We start from the raw sequence: 12153 nt of genomic DNA, 5'->3' as shown, positions 1-12153 counted from the left end.
ACCCCTCGACCACCGCTACGGTGTCTCCGTCACCGATCGGCTGTGGCGAAGTTCAGCCGACCCGGTTTTGACCAACAGACGTGTGAGCGTTCACAATCTGTTGCGTTCACATTTTGAAGTCGGCCGGGTTGCAGAGACGTTGCCCGGGCAAACTCGAAGAGGAGAAGTCATGGCAAGGATGCTGTGGGCCAAGCGCGGTCTGGCTGCGCTGGCGACGGGTGCGATGGCCGTTTCGCTCGCCGCGTGCGGCGGAAGCGGTGCCGGCGGTGGCGGGGGCGACGAGGAGGGCGAGACCCCGATGGTGGGCGTCGCGATGCCCACGCAGACCTCGGAGCGATGGATCGCCGACGGCGACGCCGTCGAGAAGGGTCTCCAGGAGGCCGGGTACGACGTCGACCTGCAGTTCGCGGGCGACGACATCCCGACCCAGCAGCAGCAGATCGACAACATGATCACCGGCGGCGCGGACGCCCTGATCATCGCGGCCATCGACGGCACGGCGCTGGGCACCCAGCTCGACGCCGCCCAGGCGGCCGACATCCCGGTGATCTCGTACGACCGCCTGATCCGGGACTCGGACACGATCGACTTCTACGTGTCGTTCGACAACTTCAAGGTCGGGCAGCAGCAGGCCACCTCGGTCCTCTCGGGCCTTGGGCTGGTCGACGAGGCCGGCGAGGCCGTCGCGGACGCGCCGGAGGGCCCGTTCAACGTCGAGCTGTTCGCCGGCTCGCTGGACGACAACAACGCGCACTTCTTCTGGGACGGCGCGATGGAGGTGCTCCAGCCGTACATCGACGACAAGACGATCGTGGTCCCGTCCGGACAGACGGACATCGAGCAGGCCGCGACACTGCGCTGGCAGCAGGAGACGGCTCAGAAGCGCATGGAGGACCTGCTCACCGAGACGTACAACGAGGGTGAGGTCCTGGACGGCGTGCTGTCCCCGTACGACGGCCTGTCGCGCGGCATCATCACCGCGCTCCAGAACGCCGGCTACGGCGAGGGCGACAAGCCGCTGCCGGTCGTCAGCGGCCAGGACGCCGAGATCGCGTCGGTCAAGATGATCGCCGATGGCGTGCAGTACGCCACGATCTTCAAGGACACGCGCCTGCTGGCCGACCAGGCCGTCATCGCCACCCAGGCGTACCTGGACGGCGAGGAGCCTGAGGCGAACGACACCAAGTCGTACGACAACGGCGAGATCGTCGTCCCGTCGTACCTCCTCGACTCCGTGATCGTCTACAAGGACAACATCAACGCGGAGCTCGTGGAGAGCGGCTACTGGACCGAGGAAGAGGTCGCTTCCGGCCAGGACGAGGGCTGATCCTCCCCGGAACGTCCGGTCCGACGCCAAGCCCGTTCGGGCGCCTCACCAGGCCGCTGGCCGCGGTGGGGCGCCCGCCCGGGACCTACGTTCAGGCGTCGGGCATCATTCAAGCAAGCGCGAACCTCCGTCCGCGACCGATACGCGACAAGGACTGGCATGGCCGAAACGGCGCCGACGAACATCCTCGAGATGCGCGGCATCACCAAGACCTTCCCTGGGGTCAAGGCGCTCCAGGACGTCAACCTCTCCGTCACCCGCGGCGAGATCCATGCGATCTGCGGCGAGAACGGGGCAGGTAAGTCAACTCTCATGAAGGTGCTCTCGGGTGTGTACCCGCACGGCACCTACGAGGGCGACATCGTGCTCGACGGCGAGAACGCCGAGTTCGGTTCCATCAACGACTCCGAAGCGCGGGGCGTGGTGATCATCCACCAGGAGCTCGCTCTGGTCCCGTACCTGTCGATCGCCGAGAACATCTTTCTCGGCAACGAGCGTCGCCGCGCCGGCGGGGCGATCGACTGGAACCGCACCAACCAGGAGGCGGCTCAGCTTCTGGAGCGGGTCGGCCTGAAGGAAGACCCGACCGTACCGGTCTCCGTGCTCGGCGTCGGCAAGCAGCAGCTCATCGAGATCGCCAAGGCGATCTCGAAGGACGTGCGCCTGCTCATCCTCGACGAGCCGACCGCGGCCCTCAACGACAACGACTCCGAGCACCTGCTCGACCTGCTCCGGCAGTTCCAGGGGCAGGGGATCACCTCGATCATGATCTCCCACAAGCTGGCCGAGATCGCCGAGATCGCCGACCGCACCACGATCATCCGTGACGGCCGGTCCATCGAGACGATCGAGATGAACGGACCCGGGGCCCCGGAAGGGAACCTGCAGGACCGGATCATCCGCGGCATGGTCGGCCGCGACCTGGAGCACCGTTACCCCGAGCGGGAGTCGCACCCGGGCGAAGAGGTGCTCCGCGTCGAGGACTGGACGGTGTACCACCCGACCCAACAGGGGCGGGTCATCGTCGACAGGGCGAACCTGAACGTGCGCGCGGGCGAGGTGGTCGGCATCGCCGGCCTCATGGGCGCCGGGCGCACTGAGCTCGCGATGTCCCTGTTCGGGCGCTCCTACGGCCGCGACATCTCCGGCAAGGCGTACGTGCACGGCAAGGAGATCGACCCGAAGACGGTGCCGGACGCGATCCGGTCCGGCATCGCGTACGTCTCCGAGGACCGCAAGCAGTACGGCCTCAACCTCATCGAGGACATCCGCCGCAACATCTCCGCGGCCAGCCTCGACCGGCTGGCCAAGAACGGCTGGGTCAACGAGCACGAGGAGCTCAAGGTCGCGGGCGAGTACCGCGAGTCGATGAACATCCGCACTCCCAGCGTGCTGGTGGAGGTCAACAAGCTGTCCGGCGGCAACCAGCAGAAGGTCGTGCTGTCGAAGTGGCTGAACACCAAGCCCGAGGTGCTCATCCTCGACGAGCCGACCCGCGGCATCGACGTCGGAGCGAAGTACGAGATCTACACCATCATCAACAAGCTAGTGGCCGACGGGAAGGCCGTGCTGGTCATCTCCTCGGAGCTCCCCGAGCTCCTCGGCATCTGTGACCGCATCTACACGCTGGCCTTCGGCCGCATCACTGGCGAGGTCGACGTAGCCTCCGCCACCCAGGAAGGACTCATGGCACTCATGACGCAGGAGAACCAGTCGTGACCGGTATCGCTAACCTCAAGGAACTCCTCACGAGGAACTTGCGCCAGAGCGGCATCTACATTGCCTTCGTCGCAATCGTCGTGCTGTTCACCGCGCTGACAGGCGGGACCCTGCTCGGCCCCACCAACGTCACCAACCTGGTGCTGCAGTACTCGTACATCCTGATCCTCGCCATCGGCATGGTGATCATCATCATCGGCGGGCACATCGACTTGTCGGTGGGGTCAGTGGTCGCCCTGACGGGCGCGGTCGCGGCGGTAGTCGTCATCAGAGAAGGCCTGCCCTGGTGGGTGGGTGTGCTCGCCGCCGTCGGCACGGGCCTGCTGGTCGGCGCCTGGCAGGGCTTCTGGGTGGCCTACGTCGGCATCCCGGCGTTCATCGTGACGCTGGCCGGCATGCTCCTGTTCCGCGGCCTGACGTTGCAGGTGCTGAACAACATCTCGCTGTCACCGTTCCCGTCGGAGTACTCGCAGATCGCGTCGGGCTTCCTCAACGGCCTGCTCGGCGGGTACGGCTATGACACGTTCACGCTGGTCATCTTCGCGATCGGCATCCTCGGCTTCGCCTACAACTCTTGGCGGAACCGTCGCGCGCGCATCGCGTACAACCAGCCTGTCGAGGCCGGTCCGCTGTTCGTGCTCAAGCTCGTGGTGATCGCCGCGGTCGTGATGTGGTTCGCGTGGCAGCTTGCCACCTCGCGCGGCCTGCCGCTGGTGCTCATCATCCTCGGCGTGCTCGTGATGGCGTACACCCTGGTCACCAAGCACAGCGTGTTCGGCAGGCATGTCTACGCCATCGGCGGCAACCTTGCCGCGGCGCAGCTCTCCGGTGTCCGCGTGAAGCGCGTGAACTTCTGGATGTTCGTGAACATGGGCTTCCTCTCCGCGATCGCGGGCATCGTGTTCTCGGCCCGGTCCAGTGCTGCCCAGCCGGCCGCTGGCAACGCTCTCGAGCTCGACGCCATCGCGGCCTGCTTCATCGGCGGCGCGGCAGTGACGGGCGGTATCGGCACCGTGACCGGTGCGATGGTCGGTGGCCTGATCATGGCCGTCATGTCGAACGGCATGTCGCTCATGGGCATCGACCAGTCGGTGCAGCAGATCGTCAAGGGCATCGTGCTGCTGCTGGCCGTCGCGTTCGACGTCTGGAACAAGAAGCGCGCGGCTGCCGCGCGCTGATCCTGGCAGCGTGAACTTGGCTCGTATGGCGGCCGACCCGACCAGGGTCGGCCGCCATCTTGCTGCGGGAGCCGATCCGCTCCTGCGAACTTTCGTTGACGTGACCCGAGTGCGATGGAACAGTTTTGCTATTCGCCGCATCGTGGACGAAAGGCTGCAGATGGTCCAAGCAAATGCAAACCTCGCAGATCGATGGCTCCGAACGACAACTCTGATGGTCGCGCTGGCTCTGATTTTCTCAGGTTTCGGGATCACGGCCGCTTCGGCGGCCTCGCGAATGAATGGCGCCAATATCTACATCCAGGAACATTCGAACTGGTGCTGGGCGGCGGCTTCTAGGACTATTGTTCGGGCCGAGACCGGCGATACATCCCCGCCTTCACAATGCCAGTTGGTGAGGTGGGGAAAGAATAGTTCCACGTGTTCGAACGTCACGGGCACCTTCGGGGCGAACGTCTCACGTGCACTTCTTGAGGCAGACGTTCTGAGCGTTGGGACGGTTACTTCTGGCCCGAGAACCTTCAATGCTGTCCGAAGCGAGATCGACGCCGGACGCCTCGTGATGATCCGATGGGGCTGGACGAGCGGCGGCGGGCACATGCTGGTTCTCCGTGGCTACAACACGAGCGGGAATTTGATCAACTACGTCAACCCGCTCGAGAGTACTTACCAGGTCAAGAGTATTGCGTCGCTGCAGTCAGGGTCTAACTACACTTGGACCCATTCACGGACGGGGATTCACGGATGACGAGAGTCTTGTCAGGCTGGTCGACCCGGTTGGTGGCGTCAGTCGTAGCTGCTGGCACTCTCGCGCTCGCCTGTGCGAATGTGGCATCCGCGGCCTCTGAAGACGGGGTGATTTCCGAGAAGGTTCCGGACGACGTTCTTCAAGCCTTCAGCGAAGAGATTCCTGCTCAGGTTCAAGACAGTGCTTCCGGATTCGCGGAGGGTGACTCAAGTGCCCCGGACTTTACCGGACGGCTCGAAGCCATCATGCCGCGAGCGGTGGATGTCTTCGACCCTACGGCTGAGGATGCCGAACTGGTTGCGAGCGGCGAATGGATCGCTGCGCTCGTGCGTGACGGCGACGTTGTGGGCACGGTCACCGTTTGGCGCCAAAACAGCCAGGTTGTACTGAACGGATACAACGACGATGCCGTGCTCGGGGAGGCATTGGTCAAAAACTCTGCCGCCGCGGTGATCAACGATGCTCCAATCGCCGCTTACTACCTCTATGACGGCGCGGCCGTCACGCCCGCGAATGAGCCGGCTCTGGCGCAGGTGGCAGGTCCGGCTCCGCTCAGCGATGTGCAGCATGTCGTGGCCGAACGAAATGAAGCTGCGGGCGCGGCAAGCGGCGCGGACAGTGTTGGCGGAATGGCGCCGAACCGGGTTATCGGTGAATCGCGTTCGGGGCTAGTCCCCGGTATCCTGGGTGGCATTGCCTGCTCGATCGCCGGATTGGGACTGCTTACTTTCTGGTCCTTGAGGTGGCGTCGTCGTATTCTGTAGGACGTTCTCCTATAACGATCAGAAGCTCCTGAGCATCTATGCTCGGGAGCTTCTGTCGTGAAGGTGGGCGAGAATGGCGGGATGGCTCAACCCGCTCCCACGCCGCGCCGCGGCCGGCGTCCCGCCGGGCAGGACACCCGCGCCGACATCCTTGCCGCAGCTCGCGAGGAGTTCGTCGACCGCGGGTACGAGGCGTCGTCGCTGCGGTCGGTCGCCCGCCGCGCCGGAGTGGACCCCGGCACCGTGCGGCACTGGTTCCCGGACAAGGCGCGGCTGCTGACGGCAACGCTCGGAGTCGCGGGGGTGGAGCCGGACAAGGTGGTGGAGCAGGTGGCCGGTGGTCCGATCGAGACGCTGGGGGAACGCCTCATCGAGGCGGTGATCGGCGTCTGGGACTTCGACGGCGGCGAGACCGTCCGGGTGGTCATACCGGCCGTCATGTCCGACGCCGAGCTGCGCGGCCTGCTCCCGCAGTTCATCGGAGCGGCGATCCTGAACCCGGTGATGCGGGCCCTCGACGTGCCCGACGCCCCGCTCCGCACCGCGCTCGTCGCCTCGCAGATGGCGGGCGTGCTGCTGACCCGGTACCTGATCCCGGTCGAACCGCTGGCCTCGCTGGCCCCGGCCCAAGTGGCTCGGCTGGTGGGCCCCACCCTGCAGCGTTATCTCACCGGCACCCTCCTGGACGCGGAAACTCTTGCGCCGGGCCCCGGCACGAGCGCATAATTCCTCACATGAGGAAAAGCGCGGTCGTCATCCGAGACCTGCGCGTCGTGCGCGGCGGCAGGCCGATCATCGACGGGCTCGATCTCGACGTGCCCGCCGGCTCGGTCGTGGGCCTGCTGGGGCCGTCCGGCTCCGGCAAGACGACGCTCATGCGCGCGATCGTGGGCGTGCAGGACAGGGTGACCGGTTCCGTGGAGGTGCTCGACGGCGCGGCCGGCAGCCCCGAATTGCGCCGCAGGGTCGGCTACATGACGCAGGACGCCAGCGTCTACACGGACCTCACGGTGGTGCAGAACCTCAGGTACTTCGCGGCCCTCGCCGGGGTCCCGTCGCCCGCCAAGGCGGTGGCGACGGCCGTGACCACCGTCGACCTCGGCGGTCACGAGAAGCAGCGCGTCGGCACGCTCTCGGGCGGCGAGCGGTCCCGCGTCTCCCTCGCTGCGGCCCTGGTCGGCGGCCCCGAGCTGCTCGTCCTGGACGAGCCGACCGTCGGCCTCGACCCCGTGCTGCGCCGCGACCTGTGGGCGATGTTCCGGAGGCTGGCGGCCGACGGGCGCACGCTCCTGGTCTCCAGCCACGTCATGGACGAGGCCACGCAGTGCGACCGGCTGCTCCTCATGCGGGCCGGCGGGCTCGTCGCGGACACCACGCCCGACGAGCTGATGGCCACCACGGGGGCGCCCGACGCCGAGCGCGCGTTCCTCGCCCTGATCGACGCCGCCGAGGCCGACGCCGCGCGGGCCGACGTCGCGCAGGCCGATGCGGCTCGGGCGGGTGCCGCTGACGCGGGAGCCGCCGCCGGAACCCAGCCCACCGAGGAGACAGCGCGATGAACCTGACCTTCGCCACCGCGGGCCGTGTGCTGTCCCAGCTGCGCGGCGACCACCGCACGGTCGCCCTCATCATCGGGCTGCCGTGTCTGCTGATCGGCCTCATCGCCTGGATGTTCCACGACCGGCCCGAGGTGCTCGACCAATTCGGCCCCATGCTCGTGGGCCTGTTTCCGCTCACCGTGATGTTCCTGGTCACGAGCGTGGCGACACTGCGCGAGCGGCAGTCGGGCACGCTGGAGCGGCTCATGACCACGCCGATCCGCAGGGGCGACTTCGTGGCGGGCTACGGTCTGGCCTTCGCGACGCTCGCGCTCGTCCAGGCGTTCGTGGTCGTCGGGTTCGCGCTCCTTGTCGGGATGGACGTGGCCGGCCCGCTCTGGCTCGTCATCGTGGTGGCCCTGCTTGACGCGATCCTCGGTTGCACCCTCGGCCTGGCCGCGTCGGCGCTCGCGCGCAGCGAGTTCCAGGCGGTCCAGATGATGCCCGCGATCATCTTTCCGCAGCTCATCACCTGCGGTCTCCTCATGCCGCGCGACCAGATGCCGCAGGTGCTGGAGTGGCTGTCCCGCGCCTTCCCGCTCACCTACGCCATCGAGGCGATGACGTCGCTCGCGGCGGGCGACGAGTGGGTGGACATCCGCGGCGCCGTCGGCGTGATCGGCCTGTTCATAGTGGGCGCGGTGGTCCTGGGCGTCGCCACGCTCCGCCGCCGCACGGCCTGACCGACGGTTGGTTGTGGGCGCGACCGTTGCGACTACGTGCCCGTTCCAGGCGCAACGATCGCGCCCACGACAAAAGGGGGTCAGCGCAGGCGTAGCGCCTCGGCGACGTCGCCCCAGTGCACGTACGAGAAGCCCGTGGCGTCGCGGTCCGGGTCGACGTCGGGGCCGGTCTCGGGCTCGTCGTGCGTGACCAGCAGCCCGGACTCGTACGGGCCGACGGGCGCGTTGGAGACCGCGAGGCCGTCCGAGCCGTTGACGTCGTCCACGCCGTCGCCCGCCACCCTGAAGATGCCGAGCGAGCGGTTGCGACCGGTCAGGGCGTAGACGCCGTAGGTGTCGTCACCCTGGCTGGACACGATCACGTAGCCCTTGCGGCCGGGGCCGTACCAGATGTCGACACCCTCGGCGTCGGCGGTCAGGTTCGTGCCCCCGTACGATGGAGCCTCCGGGTCCACCGGGGCGCACTCCTCGGTCTCGGGGTCGTAGGCGTCGTGCACGCCGAAGTCCTTGACCCGGTCGACCAGGCGCGGCCTGCCGGAGCCCAGCGGCAGCGGCACCCGCCACAGGCCGACGTCCTCCTGCGTCGCGTACAGCGTGCCGGTGCGGCGGTCGACGGCCACGCCCTCCAGCTGCGGGCCCACGCCGGGCTCCTCGCAGGGCACCCAGGTGGTGCCGTCGGGCAGGCGGAACTCGCCCGGCATCTCCAGGCGCTCGACGTCGGTGTAGCCGACGCCGTCCGGGCCGGTGGTGATGCGCGCCGTTGCGATGGTGGTGCTGCCCTCCTGCGTCACCACGGCGTACGTCTCGCCGTCGCGGGGCTGGTAGACGGCGAGGCCGTACGCCGTCTGCTCCGAGTCGACGGTCTCGCGGTCCGGGCTGAACAGGAACCCCAGCTCGGGCGCGGTGATCTCGGTGAGGGGTGCGGCGGCGTCGGCCCCGGCGGGGTCGATCGCGAAGAAGCGGATCTGGTCGTTGTACCGGTCCGAGACGACGGCGACGTCGGTGGCCCGGCCGTCCACGTCCAGGCCGTACGCGATGTCCACGTTGTTGTACCGGCCCGGGACGCCGTCCGCGCGCGGGGCCGGCGTTGCCGCGACCAACTGCAGCTCGGTCGCGGCAACGTCGTAGACCCGCAGGCCCCCTTCCTTGGCCGTCGCGACGACGATCGAGCGCTCCGAGTCGTCGGGGTGCACCCAGATCGCGGGGTCGTCGCCGGACGCGTTGCCGCCGGCCTCGTCGTCGTACAGCGGGGCCGTCTCCACCGAGGTGGTGACGGTGGCCGTGGGGCGCGGCCCGCCGCCGTCCCCGGCGACGGCCGAAGTCGGCGCGAGCATGGACAGGAGCAGCAGGGCGGCCGGCAGGGCGGCGAGGCGACGTCGCATGAGCCCGAGGCTCCCGCAGCGGGGTGAAGCCCGGATGACGCGGGTCAGAACAAACGGAGTCAGTCGTGGAGGGGGTCCAGGCCCCACAGGGGGAAGACGGCGCGGCGGGTCGCCTGGACCGCGCGGTCCAGGCTGTCGGCGGGGTCGTAGCCGTCGCGCCAGCTGCGGTAAGGCACCTCGGCTGAGCCCAGCGTGCGCGCGGCCGCCAGGTCCAGGGCCTCGACCGCGGTACGCCACGTGGCGGGCAGCTCGGCCCCGCGTTCCAGGGGCACGTGCGCGGCCTCCGCGACGAGCGCCGCCCAGGCGAGCGGGACGACGTCGGACACGGCGTAGCCGCCACCGCCCAGGGCGAGCCAGCGGCCGTCGGCGTGCTCGTGCGCGAGCGCGTGCGTCCACTGCTGCGCGGTGCACTGCGCGTCCACCGAGACGTTCAGGTTCGAGAGCGGGTCGCGCCCGTGGGCGTCGCAGCCGTGCTGGGAGACGATCGCCTGCGGGCGGTGCTCCCGGACCAGCGCGGGCACGACGGCGTCGATCGCCCGCAGCCAGGCCGCGCCCGAGGTGCGCGCCGGGACCGGGATGTTGACGGCGGTGCCCTCGGCGGGACCGGGGCTGCCGACGTCGGCCGAGGACCCCGTGCCCGGAAACAGGGTGCGGCCGTCCTCGTGGATCGAGATCGTGAGGACGCGCGGGTCGTCCCAGAAGATGGCCTCGACGCCGTCGCCGTGGTGGGCGTCGAAGTCCAGGTAGGCGACCCGCTCCGCGCCCAGGTCCAGCAGGCGCCGGATGGCGGCTGCCGCGTCGTTGTAGACGCAGAAGCCCGACGCCGCGCCCGGCATCGCGTGGTGCATGCCGCCCGCGACGTTCACGCCGTGCGCGATCTCGCCTGCCCACACGGCCTCGGCCAGCTCCACGGACCCGCCGAGCTGGCGGGCCGCGGCCTCGTGCATCCCCAGGAAGAGGGGGTCGTCGTCGGTGCCCAGGCCGCGCGCCAGGTCCGGCTCCAGCGTGGTCCCGGCATGCCGGACGGCGGCCACGTACTCGGCGTCGTGCACGGTCTCGATGACGGCGTCGGTGGCCGGCTCGGCGTCGGCCACCTCGAGCGTCGGCTGGTCGAGCAGGCCGAGCGCCTCGATGAGCCGCATCGTGAGATCGAGGCGGGCGGGCGACATGGGGTGCCCGGGTCCGAAGTCGTACTCGAGCAGGCGCGGACTCCAGACCAGCCGGGCGAGGTGCACCCGCCCACGGTAACGGACAGGCGCCACCGCAAGAGTTTCTGTCCGGTACCCGCCCGGCGGCGTGGCAGAGTAGGGCGTCGATCGTCGGGATGCAGGGGGAGGGAGCGGGTCGGATGGCGCCGAGCTTGCGGCACCGGCTGTTCGGGATCCGGGAGCTGGTCGACGAGCTCGCCTTCCGGGCCCCGGCGCGACTGGCGGTCACGGTCTTCGCCTGCGTGGTGGGGCTGTTCGCGGCGCTCCTGGCGGTGCCGTTCGCGACCGCCGACGGCGAGGGCGCGACGTTCGTCGACGCACTGTTCACCGCGGTCTCCGCCGTGTGCGTCACGGGGCTCGTGGTGCAGGACACGGCGACCTACTGGTCCCTGTACGGGCAGATCGTCATCCTCACGGGCATCAAGGTGGGCGGCTTCGGGATCATGACCGTCGCCTCGCTCCTGGGCATGATCGTGTCGCGCAAGATCGGGCTGACGCAGAGGCTGCTCACCGCGTCGGAGACCAAGACGAGCCGGCTGGGCGACGTCGGGTCGCTGGTCCGGGTCATCATCGTCACCGCGACCACGCTCGAGCTGTCGATCGCCCTGCTGCTCTTTCCGCGGTTCCTCGTGCTCGAGGGCAACGTGGGCACGGCGGCCTGGCACTCGCTGTTCTACGGGATCTCCGCGTTCAACAACGCGGGTTTCGTGCCCACCACCGAGGGCCTCATGCCGCACGTCGGGGACTGGACGCTCCTGCTGCCCATCGCGCTCGGCGTGTTCGTCGGCGCCCTCGGGTTCCCCGTCATCCTCAACATCCAGCGGGCGCTGCCCCGGCCGGGACAGCGCTGGAGCCGCTGGACCAAGAAGCTCTCGCTGCACAGCAAGCTCACGCTCGTGACCAGTGGCGCGCTGTTCGTGGTGGGTGCGCTGCTGATCCTGATCCTGGAATGGACCAACTCCGAGACGTTCGGACCCATGAGCTTCGGGGAAAAGCTGCTGGCGGCCGCCTTCGCCGGGATCATGCCGCGCTCCGGCGGGTTCAGCACCGTCGACGTCGGGGCCATGACCGAGTCGAGCTGGCTCATCCAGGACGCCCTGATGTTCGTGGGTGGTGGCTCGGCGTCGACCGCCGGCGGCATCAAGGTGACGACGCTCGCCGTCATGCTGCTCGCGATCTTCGCCGAGGCGCGTGGTGACCGGGACATCGAGGCGTTCGGCCGTCGCATCCCGCGGGACGTGCTGCGGCTGTCCATCGCCGTGGTGTTCACGGGGGCGAGCATCGTGCTGGTCTCGTGCGTGGCGCTGCTGGAGGTCACCGGCCTCCCCCTGTCCCAGGTGCTGTTCGAGGTCCTGTCGGCGTTCGCGACCGTCGGACTGTCCACGGGGATCACTCCCGGCCTGCCGGACGCCGGGAAGTACGTGCTCGCCGTCCTGATGTTCGTGGGGCGCACCGGTGCGGTGACCGTCGTGGCGGTGCTGGCGCTGCGCGACCGGCGACGCATCGTACGCTTCCCCGAGGAACGCCCAATCATTGGCTGAGAGGA

Annotated in this window: 11 protein-coding genes; 9 read left to right on the top strand and 2 right to left on the bottom strand. The window is 68.7% G+C overall.

What is annotated here, in order from left to right; genetic code table 11:
- Positions 1-169: 169 nt before the first annotated feature.
- From chvE to C8K30_RS08530, 8 genes are all read left to right on the top strand, one after another.
- Positions 170-1327: a multiple monosaccharide ABC transporter substrate-binding protein gene (chvE, locus tag C8K30_RS08565; RefSeq protein ID WP_233257056.1), complete on the top strand. Its 1158-nt coding sequence runs from the start codon at positions 170-172 to the stop codon at positions 1325-1327.
- A gap of 159 nt (positions 1328-1486) precedes the next feature.
- Entirely contained in the window at positions 1487-3046 is a 1560-nt protein-coding gene (gene mmsA, locus C8K30_RS08560; RefSeq protein WP_108492438.1) for a multiple monosaccharide ABC transporter ATP-binding protein, read from the top strand.
- Positions 3043-4224 (top strand): multiple monosaccharide ABC transporter permease, encoded by a 1182-nt coding sequence (gene mmsB / locus C8K30_RS08555; protein WP_108492437.1) that lies wholly within the window; start codon positions 3043-3045, stop codon positions 4222-4224. Before mmsA ends, mmsB begins: the two co-directional genes overlap by 4 nt.
- 25 nt (positions 4225-4249) lie before the next feature.
- Positions 4250-4972, top strand: coding sequence for a papain-like cysteine protease family protein (locus C8K30_RS31780; RefSeq protein ID WP_108492436.1), 723 nt, complete (start codon positions 4250-4252; stop codon positions 4970-4972).
- Positions 4973-5079: 107 nt separating this feature from the next.
- Entirely contained in the window at positions 5080-5736 is a 657-nt protein-coding gene (locus C8K30_RS30255) for a hypothetical protein (protein ID WP_146197391.1), read from the top strand.
- Positions 5737-5817: 81 nt separating this feature from the next.
- On the top strand, positions 5818-6462 hold the full coding sequence (locus C8K30_RS08540; RefSeq protein WP_108492434.1) for a TetR/AcrR family transcriptional regulator: 645 nt from the start codon (positions 5818-5820) through the stop codon (positions 6460-6462).
- An 8-nt stretch (positions 6463-6470) separates the two neighbouring features.
- Entirely contained in the window at positions 6471-7295 is an 825-nt protein-coding gene (locus tag C8K30_RS08535; protein ID WP_108492433.1) for an ABC transporter ATP-binding protein, read from the top strand.
- The gene (locus C8K30_RS08530) at positions 7292-8017 is read left to right on the top strand and encodes an ABC transporter permease (RefSeq protein WP_108492432.1); all 726 of its coding nucleotides are present in this window, start codon (positions 7292-7294) and stop codon (positions 8015-8017) included. The genes C8K30_RS08535 and C8K30_RS08530 overlap by 4 nt, the downstream gene beginning before the upstream one ends.
- Before the next feature lie 80 nt (positions 8018-8097).
- Here C8K30_RS08530 and C8K30_RS08525 read toward each other — a convergent pair whose 3' ends face one another.
- Both C8K30_RS08525 and C8K30_RS08520 read right to left on the bottom strand, forming a co-directional pair.
- Positions 8098-9399, bottom strand: coding sequence for a phytase (locus C8K30_RS08525; protein ID WP_108492431.1), 1302 nt, complete (start codon positions 9397-9399; stop codon positions 8098-8100).
- Between the two features lie 59 nt (positions 9400-9458).
- Complete coding sequence (locus C8K30_RS08520) at positions 9459-10634, bottom strand: acetoin utilization protein AcuC (RefSeq protein WP_108492430.1); 1176 nt, start codon at positions 10632-10634, stop codon at positions 9459-9461.
- Positions 10635-10747: 113 nt separating this feature from the next.
- Here C8K30_RS08520 and C8K30_RS08515 point away from each other — a divergent pair, with 113 nt between their 5' ends.
- On the top strand, positions 10748-12148 hold the full coding sequence (locus C8K30_RS08515; RefSeq protein WP_108492429.1) for a TrkH family potassium uptake protein: 1401 nt from the start codon (positions 10748-10750) through the stop codon (positions 12146-12148).
- Positions 12149-12153: the final 5 nt, after the last annotated feature.

The organism is Promicromonospora sp. AC04, assembly GCF_003058225.1.
In the GTDB taxonomy this organism is placed as follows: domain Bacteria; phylum Actinomycetota; class Actinomycetes; order Actinomycetales; family Cellulomonadaceae; genus Promicromonospora.
This window is presented reverse-complemented; position numbering and strand designations above follow the sequence as displayed.